At 38.6% G+C, this 16,008-nt stretch carries 15 protein-coding genes and 1 pseudogene; all 16 read right to left on the reverse strand.

Going from position 1 to position 16,008, the window contains the following annotated elements; translation table 11 throughout:
• Positions 1-42: 42 nt before the first annotated feature.
• Positions 43-351, reverse strand: a complete 309-nt coding sequence (locus tag OIM59_RS05640) for a hypothetical protein (RefSeq protein WP_303895607.1) — start codon at positions 349-351, stop codon at positions 43-45.
• A 403-nt stretch (positions 352-754) separates the two neighbouring features.
• Positions 755-2,086, reverse strand: coding sequence for a nucleotide sugar dehydrogenase (locus OIM59_RS05645; protein WP_303895608.1), 1,332 nt, complete (start codon positions 2,084-2,086; stop codon positions 755-757).
• A gap of 6 nt (positions 2,087-2,092) precedes the next feature.
• On the reverse strand, positions 2,093-3,157 hold the full coding sequence (locus OIM59_RS05650; protein WP_303895610.1) for an NAD-dependent epimerase/dehydratase family protein: 1,065 nt from the start codon (positions 3,155-3,157) through the stop codon (positions 2,093-2,095).
• A 7-nt stretch (positions 3,158-3,164) separates the two neighbouring features.
• A complete protein-coding gene (locus tag OIM59_RS05655) occupies positions 3,165-4,310 on the reverse strand; it encodes a dTDP-glucose 4,6-dehydratase (RefSeq protein ID WP_303895612.1) in 1,146 nt (381 codons plus the stop codon).
• A 19-nt stretch (positions 4,311-4,329) separates the two neighbouring features.
• Positions 4,330-5,241: a dTDP-4-dehydrorhamnose reductase gene (rfbD, locus tag OIM59_RS05660; RefSeq protein WP_303895613.1), complete on the reverse strand. Its 912-nt coding sequence runs from the start codon at positions 5,239-5,241 to the stop codon at positions 4,330-4,332.
• A gap of 45 nt (positions 5,242-5,286) precedes the next feature.
• Positions 5,287-5,850 carry a dTDP-4-dehydrorhamnose 3,5-epimerase gene (rfbC, locus tag OIM59_RS05665; protein WP_303895615.1) on the reverse strand — a complete coding sequence of 188 codons (564 nt, stop codon included), beginning with the start codon at positions 5,848-5,850 and terminating at the stop codon, positions 5,287-5,289.
• A 65-nt stretch (positions 5,851-5,915) separates the two neighbouring features.
• Positions 5,916-6,821 carry a glucose-1-phosphate thymidylyltransferase RfbA gene (gene rfbA, locus OIM59_RS05670; RefSeq protein WP_303895617.1) on the reverse strand — a complete coding sequence of 302 codons (906 nt, stop codon included), beginning with the start codon at positions 6,819-6,821 and terminating at the stop codon, positions 5,916-5,918.
• Between the two features lie 84 nt (positions 6,822-6,905).
• Entirely contained in the window at positions 6,906-7,928 is a 1,023-nt protein-coding gene (locus tag OIM59_RS05675) for an acyltransferase family protein (RefSeq protein WP_303895619.1), read from the reverse strand.
• A 1-nt stretch (position 7,929) separates the two neighbouring features.
• Entirely contained in the window at positions 7,930-9,057 is a 1,128-nt protein-coding gene (locus OIM59_RS05680; RefSeq protein ID WP_303895621.1) for a DUF1972 domain-containing protein, read from the reverse strand.
• A gap of 175 nt (positions 9,058-9,232) precedes the next feature.
• The gene (locus OIM59_RS05685) at positions 9,233-10,534 is read right to left on the reverse strand and encodes a glycosyltransferase family 4 protein (protein ID WP_303895623.1); all 1,302 of its coding nucleotides are present in this window, start codon (positions 10,532-10,534) and stop codon (positions 9,233-9,235) included.
• Positions 10,531-11,169, reverse strand: a complete 639-nt coding sequence (locus OIM59_RS05690) for a DapH/DapD/GlmU-related protein (protein ID WP_303895625.1) — start codon at positions 11,167-11,169, stop codon at positions 10,531-10,533. The genes OIM59_RS05685 and OIM59_RS05690 overlap by 4 nt, the downstream gene beginning before the upstream one ends.
• Before the next feature lie 13 nt (positions 11,170-11,182).
• Entirely contained in the window at positions 11,183-12,379 is a 1,197-nt protein-coding gene (locus tag OIM59_RS05695) for a polysaccharide pyruvyl transferase family protein (RefSeq protein WP_303895627.1), read from the reverse strand.
• Positions 12,373-13,458, reverse strand: coding sequence for a Coenzyme F420 hydrogenase/dehydrogenase, beta subunit C-terminal domain (locus OIM59_RS05700; protein ID WP_303895629.1), 1,086 nt, complete (start codon positions 13,456-13,458; stop codon positions 12,373-12,375). The genes OIM59_RS05695 and OIM59_RS05700 overlap by 7 nt, the downstream gene beginning before the upstream one ends.
• A pseudogene (locus OIM59_RS18690) lies at positions 13,459-13,641 on the reverse strand (NADH-quinone oxidoreductase subunit I); the annotation flags it as partial.
• The gene (locus OIM59_RS05705; protein ID WP_303895631.1) at positions 13,638-14,732 is read right to left on the reverse strand and encodes a glycoside hydrolase family 99-like domain-containing protein; all 1,095 of its coding nucleotides are present in this window, start codon (positions 14,730-14,732) and stop codon (positions 13,638-13,640) included. The gene OIM59_RS05705 and the pseudogene OIM59_RS18690, both read right to left, overlap by 4 nt.
• Before the next feature lie 54 nt (positions 14,733-14,786).
• Positions 14,787-15,956 (reverse strand): glycosyltransferase, encoded by a 1,170-nt coding sequence (locus tag OIM59_RS05710; protein WP_303895633.1) that lies wholly within the window; start codon positions 15,954-15,956, stop codon positions 14,787-14,789.
• Positions 15,957-16,008 lie beyond the last annotated feature (52 nt).

The raw sequence follows: 16,008 nt of genomic DNA on the forward strand, positions 1-16,008 counted from the left end.
TTGTCCGCTTACATTTTCCCTATATAAAAGCCAGGACAGGCGTCAATAACTTGCGTCCAATTGGATAGAACCCTTTTGATTGCGCACATTGTCCGAATGAATCGTGACCTTGATTTGGGTTGTCTTCCAGAAAGATGTCTTGATCTTGGCACTGATGCTTTGATTGTCCGAAATGTCTTTGGACAATTTGGATTTGCCGTTGACAAACAGTTCTACTTGATAATTCCCTTTCGGTTGGAGAATCTCGGCTTGCGCTTGAATGGTGATTCCGAACGTGTACTTAGAATAAGTGACTTCTCCATTGCCGTTACCATCCAATTGAAAATCCAGTTTTTGTGAAATTCTTCCCATAATGCTTTATTTTTTTTGATTTGGTTCTCGTGCAAAAAAACAAATTTATTTCTGCATTTCCTAATGAATAGGTTTTTTTCTTTGTTATCATTGTAACTACTTGTGTTAAACCTTTCTAAACGACCATGGCGACGCAGCTCTCACCGCGATGGAAGTTTCCCGTCATCAGCTTCTAGGAAATCAACCTTCACATGGTTAATTGCCAGATCGGGGATAGGTATAAGGGAAATTAAAGGCGAGTCTGTTGTCTCGGTGGAGTGTTCCCCTTGGGGAGTAGGGTTTTCTTGTGTCATAACTTCCGTTAAAACAAGATTTTTATTATTGCTAAAACCACAGAAGTGCCTGAATTTCCCCGTTGGAAATACAGACACTTCTGATTGTTAAAGATATGGTTCCCTAATGTTTAGTCTCTTCTGAAGATATCACGTGTATAGACTTTGTCTTTCACGTCATCCAGACAAGCATCATATCGGTTGGCGATGATGGCATTGCTCTGTTTTTTGAATTCTTCCAGATTGTTTACCACTTTCGAACCGAAGAAGGTCGTTCCATCTTCCAGTGTCGGTTCATAGATGATTACCGTAGCACCTTTGGCCTTGATACGCTTCATTACTCCCTGAATACTGCTCTGGCGGAAATTGTCGCTGTTTGACTTCATGGTCAAACGGTATACACCTACAACAACTTCGTGCTCATTGTTGGCATTCCATTGTGCATTTTCTGTATAATATCCGGCTTTTTTCAGCACTTGGTCTGCAATGAAGTCTTTACGTGTACGGTTACTTTCTACGATGGCTTGAATCAAATTTTCCGGTACATCCTGATAGTTGGCCAGAAGCTGTTTGGTATCCTTCGGCAGACAGTAACCACCGTATCCGAAACTCGGGTTATTGTAGTGCGTACCGATACGCGGGTCCAGACAGATACCCTGAATGATGGCCTGTGTGTCTAGTCCCTTCACTTCGGCATACGTATCCAATTCGTTGAAGTAGCTCACACGCAGTGCCAGATACGTGTTGGCAAAAAGTTTCACCGCTTCTGCCTCTTTCAGGCCCATGAACAGCGTGTCGATGTTTTCCTTGATGGCACCTTCTTGCAACAGGGCTGCAAATTCTTTGGCTTTTTCTTCCAGATGTTCTCCTGCGATGGCTTTGATAGCTTCGTTTTCTGCATCCCGTCCGTCAATGAATTTCGGATAGCCTACGATGATGCGACTAGGGTAGAGGTTGTCATACAGCGCCTTGCTTTCGCGTAAGAACTCCGGCGAGAACAGCAGGTTGAATTTCTTTCCGGCGAGGGCAGGAGTGTTGCGGAATTTTTCCGCATACTTCACGTACAGGCTCCGGCAGTATCCCACCGGGATGGTACTCTTGATGACCATCACTGCATCCGGGTTCACCTCCAGCACCAGGTCGATTACTTCTTCCACATGGCTCGTGTCGAAATAATTCTTCACGGGGTCATAGTTGGTAGGTGCCGCAATCACTACGAAGTCTGCGTTTTTATATGCTGTAGCTCCGTCCAGTGTAGCTGTCAGGTTCAGTTCTTTTTCTGCCAGATACTTTTCAATGTAATCATCTTGTATCGGGCTAATACGATTATTGATTTTCTCTACCTTTTCAGGGATTACATCCACAGCTGTCACGTGGTGATGCTGTGATAATAGGGTAGCGATGGACAAGCCTACATAGCCTGTACCTGCTACGGCAATTTGAAGATCTTTAAAATCTCTCATAGTTCATTATTTTTTAAGATAATAAGAAGCATACCATTCAGCAAAAGCTCTTAATCCGTTTCTTAATGAAGTCGACGGCTTGAATCCAAAATCCTGTTCCAGCGGAGTTGTGTCGGCATAGGTTACAGGCACATCTCCTGGTTGCATAGGAACCAGTTCCTTGTGAGCCTCAAAGTCATAATCTTCTGGCAATACTTTTGCGCGAATCAGTTCTTCCTGTAAAATTGTGACAAAATCCAGCAGATTTTCCGGTTGGTTATTTCCGATGTTATATACCTTATAGGGAGGAATAGGCAAACCGTCTTCGCCATTCTTCTTTTCCGGTGCATGTTGCATCACTCTGATTACCCCTTCTACGATATCATCAATATAGGTGAAATCACGTTTGCAATGACCGTAATTGAATATCTGGATTGTCTTCCCTTCACGTAATTTATTGGTAAATCCAAAATAAGCCATGTCCGGTCTTCCAGCTGGGCCGTAAACAGTAAAGAATCTCAATCCAGTAGAAGGTATATTATACAGTTTTGAATAGGCATGCGCCATCAGTTCATTACTCTTTTTAGTAGCGGCATAAAGGCTGACCGGATTGTCTACCTTGTCATCTGTGCTGTATGGAACTTTCTTGTTACTTCCATATACACTCGATGAAGAAGCGTATACCAGATGTTCTACTTGTGGATTCGAATGTCTGCAAGCTTCCAGAATATTATAGAAGCCAATCAGGTTGCTTTCCACGTAGGCATCCGGATTGGTAATACTGTAGCGGACTCCTGCCTGGGCAGCCAGATTTACCACGATGTTAGGCTTGTATTCATTAAAGATTTTCTCAATTAATGCTTTGTTGGCAATGTTTCCTTTAATGAAAGTACAGTTGGTGTATGCTTCCAGTTTTTTCAGTCTTTCTTCTTTTAAAGAGGTATCGTAGTAATCCGTAATAGAATCAATACCTACAATACGAATATTGTTTTCTCTCTTTAAAAGCTCTAATGCCAAATAACTTCCTATAAAGCCGGCCATACCGGTTATAAAGATAGTTTTTCCGTTTAAGTTAATATTGTTTGTCAGCATACTCATTTTATTTTAAATGATACATACTTTCATAATACTTCTGATAGTCCCCGCTCGTCACGTTGTCCATCCATTCCTGGTTATCCAGATACCAGCGAACTGTCTTTTCGATGCCCTCTTCAAATTGCAGGCTCGGTTCCCAGCCCAGTTCCTTTTGCAGCTTCGTAGAGTCGATGGCATAACGCATGTCGTGTCCCGGACGGTCGGTTACGTACGTAATCAAGTCCATGTCGGCTCCTTCCGGACGTCCCAGCAGACGGTCTACTGTCTTGATGACTACCTTGATGATGTCGATATTCTTCCATTCGTTGAAACCGCCGATGTTGTATGTCTCCGCAATCTTGCCGTTATGGAAAATCACGTCGATGGCCCGTGCATGGTCCACCACATACAGCCAGTCGCGTACGTTCTCGCCCTTGCCGTATACCGGCAGCGGCTTGCGGTGACGGATGTTGTTGATGAACAGCGGAATCAGCTTTTCCGGGAACTGATACGGTCCGTAGTTGTTCGAACAGTTCGTCACGATGGTCGGCATGCCGTATGTATCGTGGAAGGCCCGAACGAAATGGTCACTGCTGGCCTTGCTGGCAGAGTAGGGGCTGTGCGGGTTGTATTTCGTGTCCTCATAGAAGAAATCCTTTCCGTAGGCCAGATGATGAGTGGCTGAGGAAGCTGTGGTAGTGAACGGCGGTTCCACGCCTTCCGGATGCGTCAGTTTCAGGGCACCGTACACTTCATCGGTAGAGATGTGATAGAAACGCTTGCCTTCGTATTTCTCCGGCAGACTTTCCCAGTACACTTTGGCCGCCTGTAGTAGGGACAGCGTGCCCATCACGTTTGTGCGTGCAAAGGTGAACGGGTCCTTGATGGAGCGGTCCACATGGCTTTCAGCTGCCAGATGGATGATGCCGTCCACGTGATACTGCTGCATTATTTCCTGCATCTTCTCGTAGTCGCAGATGTCTGCTTTCACGAACACATAGTTTTCCTTGTCTTCGATGTCCTTCAGGTTCGCCAGATTACCTGCATACGTCAGCTTGTCCAGGTTGATGATACGGTATTCCGGATATTTGTTCACGAAGAGGCGAACCACGTGGCTGCCGATGAATCCGGCACCGCCGGTAATCAGTATGTTGCGTTTGAATGTACTCATAATAAAGATGGTTTAAGGGTTAGTTATTCTTTGTCAGGTGCTCGATGCATACTTTCAGCGAATCCGTCCAGTAGGGGATACGCAAACCGAAAGTCTCCTTGATTTTGGTCTTGTCCAGCACGGAGTAAGCCGGACGTTTCACCGGGCTGGGGAACTCGTTGCTGTGGCAAGGCTGGATGTCACATTCCGTGTGGCCCGCCATGGCGGCAATCGTCTTGGTAAAGTCATACCACGAACAAACCCCTTCGTTGCTGAAATGATAGATGCCCGTTTTGCTGTAGGCCGATGCCGGCTGTTCCTTGGCATAGTCCTTCAGTACGGCTTCGATGGCTCTTGCCAAATCGTAGGCATAGGTCGGAGTACCTGCCTGGTCAAACACCACTTTCAGCTGTGGTTTGGTCGCTGTCAGGTTCAGCATCGTTTTCACGAAGTTTTTGCCGAATTCAGAATACAGCCACGCCGTGCGGATAATCACATAGTCGCATCCGGCTGCCTTGATGTTCTCTTCTCCTTCCAGCTTGGTCAGTCCGTACACCCCGGTAGGAGTACCCTTCTGGTCTTCCCGGCAAGGAACGTTGTACGGGTCACCGCCGAACACATAGTCTGTAGACACGTGTACCAGCAGACCTCCCACTTCCTTCATGACGAGGGCTAGATTTTGCGGCGCCTTTGCGTTGAGCGTCCGGCAGAAATCCACGTCCGTTTCCGCCTTGTCCACATTCGTGTAGGCGGCACAGTTCACAATACAGTTTACTTTGTGGGTTTTTACCATCTCCCTTACGGCATCCAGATTGGTGATGTCGAGCAGGGTAGTTTCCACACCTTCCACTTCCGTCACATCCGTGAAAATGAAGTGGTCGGTCATATCTTTGCTGATAAGGCGCATTTCGTTACCCAATTGTCCGTTGGCGCCTGTCACTAATATATTCATTTTAATGAAGAATTAAGAATGAAAATAATGTATCAATTATCCTTTTTAGAAAGCTCCGAATTCGAATGGAGAATCAAAGTCCTTCAGCAGCGGATGTTTCGTGTCTTTCTCGCTCAGGATGGCATGTTCGGTCGGAATGCGCCAGTCAATGCCCAGTGAGTTGTCCAGAATGCTGATTCCCCCGTCTGCTTCCGGATGGTAGAAATTGTCGCACTTATACTGGAACACAGCCGTTTCGCTCAGCACGGCGAATCCGTGGGCGAAGCCCTGAGGAATGAAGAACTGGCGGTGATTCTCTTCCGTCAGTTCTACCGCTACATGCTGCCCGTAGGTCGGACTTCCTTTGCGGATGTCTACAGCCACATCCAGCACGGCACCCTTCACGCAGCGCACCAGTTTGCTCTGTGTATAAGGCGGACGCTGGAAATGCAATCCCCGCATCACCCCGTAGGATGACATGCTCTCATTGTCCTGCACAAAATTGATTTTGCCCACTTCCTCTTCGAATTCCCGTTGCGAGAATGATTCGAAGAAATAACCTCTGGCATCTTTGAAGATACGCGGTTCAATAATCACCACGCCCTCTATAGCTGTTTTAATTACTTCCATTTCAATAGATAAGTCTTTTACTGAAGAACTAGGCACGTTCTTCATTATTCATTATTAATTATTCATTAGTCTAGGTTTTCTTTCCCCGTCCGTTCCACTTCGTCAATCACTTTCAGCAAGTATTGTCCGTACTGGTTCTTCAACATCGGCTGTGCTTCTTCGCGCAGTTTGTCTGCTGTAATCCATCCCTTGCGGAAAGCGATACCTTCCAGACAAGCCACTTTCAGCCCCTGGCGTTTTTCTATCACTTCAATGTAAGTAGAAGCCTCTGCCAGTGAGTCGTGCGTACCTGTATCTAGCCAAGCAAAACCACGTCCCAAAGTCTGTACTTTCAGTTCTCCGTCTTCCAGGAACCGCTGGTTCACCGTGGTGATTTCCAGTTCTCCGCGCGCAGATGGTTTGATATTCTTGGCTACCTCAACCACCTTGTTCGGGTAGAAATACAGACCTACCACCGCGTAGTTTGATTTCGGATGCTGCGGTTTTTCCTCAATGGAAAGGCAGTTACCATCCTTGTCGAAGTCTGCCACACCGTAGCGTTCGGGGTCACTTACCCAGTAGCCAAATACCGTGGCTTTCTTGTCTTCTTCTGCGGTGCGAACCGCTTCGCGCAACATGGCACTCAGACCATTTCCGTGGAAGATGTTATCGCCCAATACTAGGCAGGCAGAATCATTGCCGATAAACTTTTCCCCGATGATGAAAGCCTGAGCCAGTCCGTCGGGTGAAGGCTGTTCAGCATATTCAAAACGCACGCCGAAATTACTGCCGTCACCCAGCAAGCGGCGGAATCCCGGCAAGTCGTAGGGCGTAGAGATAATCAGAATCTCACGGATGCCTGCCAGCATCAGTACCGAGATGGGGTAGTAAATCATCGGTTTATCAAATACGGGGAGCATCTGTTTGCTCACTCCCTTGGTGATGGGGTAGAGGCGTGTGCCGCTGCCGCCGGCTAATACAATTCCTTTCATAATATATTGTTATTTGATTTATAACATTTAAAGATAGTATTATCATACAATCTTTTGATGTTGATAAAGCTTTGTTTATTATCTTTATTTACCTAAAAGTAATTTACTTAATATTTTACTTCTATAAATCCATTTTTGTGCTATAATAATAGGGATAATAATACCTGCAATAGTACTTATAATGACAAAAATGAAATACGGAACATAGTTTAAAACTCCAAAGTTTATATATAAGACTCGAAGAGGTACCTGAATATAATAGCTAAGAAGGAATATTTCCATACTGTATTTCCCAATAGTATCAAATATTTGATATAATTTATTCTCTTTTGAAAAAGAAACTATTAGATAAGAAAATCCTAGACTTGCAATAATTCCCGAAAGGGTAGTTATTGCATCAAAAGATATATTTAAGATTTCTTTATTTGATGAAAAGAATTGGAATATTATTAGTAGAATGAATGAACTTATATATATGTATTTGTTTTGTAAGAGATATTTAACGGCGTCATAGTATTTTGCTAATAACCCTCCTACAATAAACCACAATAAAAATTGTGAAAAATGTTGTATAGCTTTGAATTCCATCCATTTTTCTGGATATGGAGCTATATATATTAATATACTTATGATGCTGATATATATTATTCCTATTCGTTTCATAATAACACAAAATAAGGTTATTACGAATAGTGTCCATAAAAACCACACTCCCCCACTTGGACTTTCACAAATGAGAATTTTCCAAATATCTTGTATTTGGATAGGGTGATTTGCATATTGATTAAAAAAAATTTTAAGGATATAAACAATGATGGAGTAAAAGAAATATGGAATCATTAAGCGTTGAAATCTTTTTGATATTTCTACTCTAATATTTATCTCCTTTGTTAATTTAGGGAGGAAAAGAAAACCTGAGCATAGCATAAAAAGAGGCATGTGGAAAGAATAAATAAGATTTTCTATAAAAGAAGCAAATGAGTCTCTCCCTCCTACAAGATAAAATTCTTTTTCAGCATCAGGAAAAGCATGGCCTATGATAACAAGTAACATGCCAATCCCTTTTGCTATATTTATTTCATAAAAATATTTTTTAGGTGATGTCATATTATTGATTTTTTAGCAATTCAAAGAAATATTTTTCATGTTCATCTACAAGCTTCTCCCAAGAATATTCTTTGCGGATAACTTCAAGATTCTTTTCAATAAAAGTCTTTTTATGTGTTTGTGTCAGTGTATCAATGTTATTTAGTAGATTTGTTATAGTGGTTTCATTTGGATAATATAGTGCGTTGGCTCCTAAAACAGCTTTATTGAAAATGTTGTCGTTGGCTATGATAAAGCAGTCAGAAGCCATGGCTTCTAATAATGATGGATTTGTTCCTCCTACACTATGTCCATGGAAATAGGCATAAGAGAAATGACGGATAGAATTTAGTTTATTAAAATCATAAATTCCTCCAACAAAGTGTATGGATTTTTCATGTCCATATTTTGCAACCAATTCTTTTCCGTGTGGTGTGTTAGTCTTTCCTACAATAATGAGTGGGCGTTTCCCATTTTCTTTAGAAGCAAGGTAACCTTCTATTGCCATTGTGATATTGTTTTCTGGTTCCAATCTGGCAACAAGTAAATAGTAGTTGTTTGCTTCTAAACCAAAATCTTTTAAGAATCCTTCATTATAGTTATTATGAATATCTGCTCCGTATGCTAAGAACTTACTTTCCTTTCCATACTTTTCCTTATAATAGTCATGAATCCCCATGTTGTCAGCTATCAGATAATGGCTATGTTTTACAGTCATCCGTTCTTCCCAAAATACAAATTTCTGTACCCATTTGTTGAATTTCGTACGTTTGTATTCCAGTCCATCCATATTGGTCGTAAAGATAGGGGATTTTATATTTTTTACATTGAACCAGATGTATGCTGGTACAATACTTGTATATCCAGCCTCGTAGATAATATCAAATTTTTCATTTTTCAATGCATCTTTCAGTGAGAAAAAATCATAGAAAAAACTACCAACAGAACTTCCCATCCATGTTTCAGGGCTGTAAATGTGTTTGATACGTACTCCTTTATAATTGTTTTCCTTGTAGGGATGGAAATGAGGGGAATAGACAACAATCTCATGACCACGTTGGGCTAATCCTACTGATATATATTCTGCAAATTGTTCGAAGCCTCCATAGTTATTGGGGATACCTCGAGTGCTGATAAATGCTATCTTCATAAATAAAGTTGATTGGGTTTTAATGATATTAAGGGATATGATGCAGATAAACTTAGGTATAACGTTGTTATACAGCTAATTTGCATGGCTATAATATTGTTTTATCATTCATATATTTAATCATTGATGATTTAGCTCTTCAATTAATTTAATAAAACGCCTGTTATCATTATTTTCAGTGATTATGAGGTAAGCGTACCTCAGTTTTTTTGTTATAATTCAACACGTCGTTGAAGAGATTTAGCAATGAATCCACATGACTATTGATGCTGAATTTGGTATCAATCAAGGTTCTAGCATTTTTGCCAAATTCCTCAGCCTTTTCTGGATATCTGAAAAGATATTCTATTTTTGACTTCAGATCTTCAACGTCCTTGTACTTGAATAGCAACCCCGTCTTGTTTTCCTCTACATTTTCAGTCAGGCTTCCGATGTCTGTTGCAACTACACATTTTCGCATTGCGTAGCTTTCAAGTAGAGTGTTTGGTAGATTGTCGTACCATTCTGACGGTATAATTGTAAACAGACATTTGCTTAGATATTCTTGTATCTCACAGAAGTTCTTTTTCCCAAGAAATTCAATGTTGTGCTTTTTGCCCTGCAGGTATTTTTTCAGTTTGTCTTGATAACCTGTCACACTTGAGAAGCCTATGACTTTCAGATTGTAGTCAGTTCCGATAAATGCCTTCAGCAAAGTCTTCAACCCTTTGTCAGGGTCAGTCCTTCCGATGAACAGTGCGAAAGGTTTATATTGTATTTCCAAGTCGGAACGTAGCGTGGTGTCGTTGAACAGTGTGGGGATGTGTACAAGCTTGTTGCGGTCAAATCCGTTTTCTATGAATTTGGACATTGTGAAGGTAGATGGAAACACAAATTTGCTAATCTTTCTGCGTATGCCCACAAAGTCTTGTACCTTTATTGCCAGAGCTTTTATAAACGAATATAGCGCAGAGTTGTAGACACACTTGTTTTTCACCGCATTCCATTTCGATTTTTGCGTACATAGCTCACATATACTGCACGTACTTTGTCTAAAATACATGCCACAAGGACACAACAAAGAGTAGTCGGAAATGCGTTGTACTATTGGTATGTGCATCTCATAAGCGGCCTGTATCACGCTGCATGATATTTTTGATTGAAAATACAGCACGTATACAATATCTGGTCTGACATCTTTCAGAAGTTTCTTGAAACATTTTTTTGCCTCGAAAGAATATGTTATGCGGCTAAAACCTTTCCACATGTCTCTTAAATTCTTCCTGCTTTTCTGCACATCGCTGAAGTACACTTCGTCACCGCTTCCTATCGGGGACAGAAAGTATTTCTCGTAAGGGGTCTTCTCATTTCTATTGTGCTTAACACTGAACGGTATCACTTCGTGACCACGTTCCTCAAGTAGTTGCTTGATGTTGAACATGTAACGTTCAGGACCACCAGAGAAAAAATATCTATAATTTACTAATACGATTTTCATTTTACGATCTTGTTATATTCAGAAATTAAGTCACAATCGTTTATTCTGTTATTAGAAAATAATTTACTGTCATGCTCAATAGTTTCTTCGATTGAAGCAAATCGGTTTTTTAGTTTCTTTGCAGGAACACCACCGACAATGGTGTATGGTGAAACTGATTTGGTTACAACTGCACCTGCTGCAACTATTGCTCCTCGACCAATAGTGACTCCTTTCAAAATAGTGACATTACATCCAATCCAAACGTCATCTTCAATATGAACATCTTTATCATCTTCTGGATTTTTTTCAGATTCAGGAATATCAAAAATGAACTGACCTACTTTATAGTAAGGATGGATTCCTCCGCGGATAGTTACATTAGGGCCAAATAGGACTTTATTTCCTATATACAATTTTGCTATCCATGTTTCAAAGTTAGCACCATGATTTATCTGTACGTCATTACCTATTTCAATATTTTCATATATAAAATATGAAGACAATGGGTAAAAGGTAACGTTATGTCCAATTCGCCTAAATCTTGGTTTCTGAAGATACATTAGTGACCTATCGATAGCTCGATATATAAAATTAAGTGCTTTTGCAATCCCAATAAAAAGTTTTTGTACAAGGTTGCGATTAAAATGTGTCATTACTTATCACTTATTAATTTATGTATGGAAGATTAAGACCTTTTCTAAAAAAATATATAGAATTCTCCCTCAGTCTATTTATTTGATTATCAACATATTTATAGTCTATCTGATTGTCAATTTTATCTAGCATTCCGTTCTCCCCCAATCTATCAATCAGGCCATAAGTCATTAAAAGACTTTGAATTCGTGAATGTGTTGATCTGGGACTTGATGGATCTACTCTATAAAATACGCTAAATTGCTTATGAAATATAATTGAAAAAATGGTACAGTGGAAAGAATCGGTAATTACATAACTTGCATTACGAATTAAATTAATAAAATCTATTGGATCAATGTCGTATGGAGCATAATCCCCCATTTTCTCATCTGGTTCATAATAATCATCCACATGCCGCAAGAAAACTACCTTATAGCCTGTTTTATTTCTTAGTTTATTAATTTGTTCTCGGATACTATCTCTTTGACCTAAAATATAGCAAAAAATATAAGGTTCTGAATAATTCTTCAAAGACATATCTGCAATCTCATCCCAATCTTTACGACATAAGAGCAATGTAGGATCAACAACAACAGTAGCCTTTTTATTGGATAAGCTATCGACAATTTCTTTTCCACGAATTTCACGGACACCAATTAAGTCCAACTTATTAAGAAACCTTCGTGTACCTTTTATTTGCCATTTTAAAATGTTTGATACCCCAAAACTCGAAGCATAAGAAAATGTAGGGACCGATTTATCGACAAAAAGTAGGTTATAAAATTTAGAATATAAACTGAGCGGGCTCCATACCTGATCGCTACCCACAAACACAACATCATAATTCAATGAGCCTTTGTGCAAATTCTTATATCCTGTATAATATTTGCATAATGGTTCAAAGTATTTATCTTTAAATATTTGAATTTTAGTTGTTCTTATTTTCAGCAGTTCTCTATAAACGGGATGTTCTTTTATACTCTTTTCTTTATATTTTCTACGCTGAATACTTTTTAAAGCACCACTCATCAACAGAAAAGGGCCTGTACTTATTATATCCCACAACGTACGTTTTTTGTTATATCTAATGATATCAAAAGAGATTTCTTCCTTTTGCAAGAACTTAACTGTAGCCAAACCTTGTAATGAAGTTCCATAATTATTATGCCCTGGGTGCATGATAATCACAGCGCCTACTTTACATTTTTTTTCTTCATTTCTTAACATATCTTTCCTTTTTTTGTAAATAATGAGATAATTGGCCAAAGATATCTATGTTTACCAATAAACATTTGAAATTTTGCAAATAAATAATATAGAGCAGATTTTAATCGCATAGTAGGAACTAATGTCACATCATATTTAGGCAATTTTATACCCAACATTCTACAAAATGCAAAAACTCCATTTACTCGTCCTTTCTTCAATCGTATTGCGATTTGACAGTTTATCAGCTCATCTTTACTTAATGGTGATATTTCAACATATCCGGCTAAATTCGCTTCTTTTAACAAGTTATCAAATAAGGATTTTCGAATGACTACTGAGTTTACTCCTACAGTATCTTTCTTAAATTTACCTACATGAATATCTCCAAAAGCGATATCTGCCATTTCTGCAAAGTGATCTGTACAAAACAAACACCTATTTGGTATAAAGAAACTCTTTAGAGGATGATAATATAATTGAAATGGAATCTTTGTTGTGCCCATTTTATCAATAGCTACCATTGATCCCAAACACCCTTCATCTCGATATTGAAAATAAGAAAGAGAAGCCTTATCAATTTTATTTTTTTTAAATACATACTCTGTAAGATTGAATGTCCTTCCACACGAACAATATAAACCTATATAGCCTAAAATGTGACTTTTAAAATCTTTATCAAGCATCTCATATTTGCGAAATCCTTGCATTATGCAAGGTAAGCCGACAATAATAACTTTTCCCTTTTCCTTTTTAACTTGCTTAATAATACCGTTAAATTTTACAGGACAATATTTGGAACTTCGTGTTCTATACAACTCACTACTTTTGTGTATAAGAATTGTTCTGTTAAGAAAAGGTGACTTTAAATCATTTTCTGAAACAACTGCCGCTGATATGTAACCTTTATCAAGCAAAAATGCAATAAAAGCAGAAAGTAATCCTCCTGAGGCTCCATGCCACCGTGTTTCGGTGTCAGTTGCGTAACCATAATATGAAGATAAATAATAGCCAATTTTGTAATCGTAAATAGTCCTTTCCTGCCCATAGAGTTGTTTTGAAATAGACATAATACTGCAACCTACACCAGGACAAACCATACTACATTTATGACAACCTTTAGAGTTTATGCAGGTTGTTGAATTAATTTGGGGGCGGTATTCACCATTATCAGTGTTTATGGTTATTGAGTTAGTTGGGCAAACGTCTGCACAGAGACCACACCCTAAACACAAATTGTGTGTAAGGGTATACGATATATTGGGGTGTTTCGTCATTGTCATTTAATTTCACTGGCTAACGCTTTAATGAACTCATGCCCATATTTTAAATCAGGTTCCATATAATTTCCTTCTCCCCATTCATTCCATGATTTTAAGAAAATAATTTTATGTTCATCCTGCTTGTTTTTTACATATTTAAGAATATTATGCACATGCTCTTTAAAAAGTTTTGGAGTGGAGTTATAATAAATTACACCATGTTTACCAGCCCTAGCAGATCTGTCATATCCAGGAAGGATTGTTGGATATACATTTTCATCATAAAATTCATCAGTCTCCCAATATTTGATAATATTAGCATAATCAAATTTGGCTAATGATGCTCCCAGTTTGTAGGAAAACAATGTTTTTAAGCGACGTCTCCAGCTTGCACCCATTACTGCAGCCTCGGCTTGCCACATTCTATTGTCTATTACTGCATCATACCCTAAATCTAGCAATTGCTGTAAAGTTGTTGTACGTCCTACAAGGTTTCCTACAAAATGAATTCCCGGTAATCCATTTTGTATAGCCAAATTCTGCCAGATTTCTATAAATTCTTTGGAATTAGGAATTGATGTAGGAGCAAAGACAGTAAATAAAGGTTTACCATCAACTGTGATATAGCGAGAATCCTTAAATGCAGGAAGGCAATAGTTAAAATGGTTTATATAATCTTCTTTTCCAGGATAAAGCATTTCCATGATCATTTCTTGCTTTTGGAAAGATTTATGCTGCCACGTTTTCGTTTGCCACGAATGATTTGCCCACCCTAAACAAAATGGAAAATCTGGTTTCCCGGAGTTTAGAACCTCATGAAATGGACGCTCCAGTAACGTACGACCATTACCAAAATAATAATGCCAATACATAAAACCTTCTATGCCTGCTTCTCTGGCCATTTCTGCTTGTGCCTCTCTAATCTCAGGAATACGCAAATCATAAAAGCCTAAATCCGCCGGTATTCGTGGCTGGTAATGCCCTTTAAATAACGGTTTTGCTAAGACTACATTTCTCCACTCGGTAAATCCTTTACCCCAATATTTATCATTTTCTGGTATAGGGTGATATTGAGGTAAATACATTGCGATTACCCTTGCTTTTACTTCCATTTTTATTTGTTTTATTTAAATTGTTAAATTCTGTATAACTTATTATCTCAAAAGTCATTTATTACGCTGAAGTATTAAATCTAAAAGTTTTTGCAAATCTTTTTGTTGTTTTAGACTTATGATGTCATATCGCTTTTTTGATTTTTCAGCAACCTCATTGTAATTTAATTCATTTAATGAGCATAAAGCCCTATATATGTCTGATGTATAGAATGGTGAAAATGATATGGATGCATCGCCTACAATTTCAGGAATAGATGTTACATTTGAACATAATATTGGCTTACCATACATCATAGCCTCAAGGGGGGGATAACCAAAGCCTTCAAAAAAAGAAGGAAATATAAATGCATAACAATATTTCATAGCATTAGCTAAATCTGATTCACTCAAATATGGAAGAACGACATGATTGGTATACTCGGATTTGGGATAACCTACAGTGATAAGTAAACTGTTATAACCATCATTTTCGGCAAAACGCTTAAAAGCAGCAATTGTTTTATAAGCATTTTTATTTTTTCTATTAGCACTTATCATCAGATAATATCTCTTTTTGCTTTTTATCAATTCTCTTAATACTTCATTTTCTATGTTGTTATTTAAGTTTGAAATACGATGCGGACTATATAACACGGATATTTTATTGTCAGGGATATCATAAAAGTATTTTATTGAATATTTTGAGAAGTTTGACACCGTTATTATTTTCGCATTTGGGTTGGATATTAATGTCTTTAATAGGCACTCAACTCCTTTAATCCTCCGTGGCTTACCTCCACTAAGAAGAATACGAATTTTGAAAAGCATATATTTAATAATGTGTTGGAAGAATATTAAATGAGATAACTTATTATAAAAATATTCTTCATCACATAAGTCGTGTATAACACAAATAACTGGACATGTCAAACTTTTCACATCATATTTTGTCCAATATTGCCCTGCACCAATAAAAACCTTGTCAATTTTATTTATTTGAATAATCTCTGCCAACGTATGGTTTTTAATGTCAATGACATAAATTCCTAAAGCTTGTAAAGCTTTAGGAGAAAAATCATCATAAGCATATTTCCCTATTGAAGAGTCTATTAAGCCATAAAAAGTTATTTCCGATGTTGATACTTTACTTTCTTTTAAGAGAGAATAAAACACTTTGCGTATATACTCTGCGGCGCCACCTATGAAATGTTGGGTAGTGATGAAGTCAAATAAAAGTCTCATTGTATATTAATTGTTACATTTCGTATGTATTTATGCCTATTATTAATGTTAA

This window comes from Bacteroides mediterraneensis (genome assembly GCF_025993685.1).
Taxonomy (GTDB): domain Bacteria; phylum Bacteroidota; class Bacteroidia; order Bacteroidales; family Bacteroidaceae; genus Phocaeicola; species Phocaeicola mediterraneensis_A.

What these genes read in the sequence shown, in the direction of transcription:
- OIM59_RS05640 (WP_303895607.1), bottom strand. Translation starts at nt 351, where the DNA reads ATGGGAAGAATTTCACAAAAACTGGATTTTCAATTGGATGGTAACGGC.
- OIM59_RS05645 (WP_303895608.1), bottom strand. Translation starts at nt 2,086, where the DNA reads ATGAGAGATTTTAAAGATCTTCAAATTGCCGTAGCAGGTACAGGCTAT.
- OIM59_RS05650 (WP_303895610.1), bottom strand. Translation starts at nt 3,157, where the DNA reads ATGCTGACAAACAATATTAACTTAAACGGAAAAACTATCTTTATAACC.
- OIM59_RS05655 (WP_303895612.1), bottom strand. Translation starts at nt 4,310, where the DNA reads ATGAGTACATTCAAACGCAACATACTGATTACCGGCGGTGCCGGATTC.
- rfbD (WP_303895613.1), bottom strand. Translation starts at nt 5,241, where the DNA reads ATGAATATATTAGTGACAGGCGCCAACGGACAATTGGGTAACGAAATG.
- rfbC (WP_303895615.1), bottom strand. Translation starts at nt 5,850, where the DNA reads ATGGAAGTAATTAAAACAGCTATAGAGGGCGTGGTGATTATTGAACCG.
- rfbA (WP_303895617.1), bottom strand. Translation starts at nt 6,821, where the DNA reads ATGAAAGGAATTGTATTAGCCGGCGGCAGCGGCACACGCCTCTACCCC.
- OIM59_RS05675 (WP_303895619.1), bottom strand. Translation starts at nt 7,928, where the DNA reads ATGACATCACCTAAAAAATATTTTTATGAAATAAATATAGCAAAAGGG.
- OIM59_RS05680 (WP_303895621.1), bottom strand. Translation starts at nt 9,057, where the DNA reads ATGAAGATAGCATTTATCAGCACTCGAGGTATCCCCAATAACTATGGA.
- OIM59_RS05685 (WP_303895623.1), bottom strand. Translation starts at nt 10,534, where the DNA reads ATGAAAATCGTATTAGTAAATTATAGATATTTTTTCTCTGGTGGTCCT.
- OIM59_RS05690 (WP_303895625.1), bottom strand. Translation starts at nt 11,169, where the DNA reads ATGACACATTTTAATCGCAACCTTGTACAAAAACTTTTTATTGGGATT.
- OIM59_RS05695 (WP_303895627.1), bottom strand. Translation starts at nt 12,379, where the DNA reads ATGTTAAGAAATGAAGAAAAAAAATGTAAAGTAGGCGCTGTGATTATC.
- OIM59_RS05700 (WP_303895629.1), bottom strand. Translation starts at nt 13,458, where the DNA reads ATGGTTTGTCCTGGTGTAGGTTGCAGTATTATGTCTATTTCAAAACAA.
- OIM59_RS05705 (WP_303895631.1), bottom strand. Translation starts at nt 14,732, where the DNA reads ATGGAAGTAAAAGCAAGGGTAATCGCAATGTATTTACCTCAATATCAC.
- OIM59_RS05710 (WP_303895633.1), bottom strand. Translation starts at nt 15,956, where the DNA reads ATGAGACTTTTATTTGACTTCATCACTACCCAACATTTCATAGGTGGC.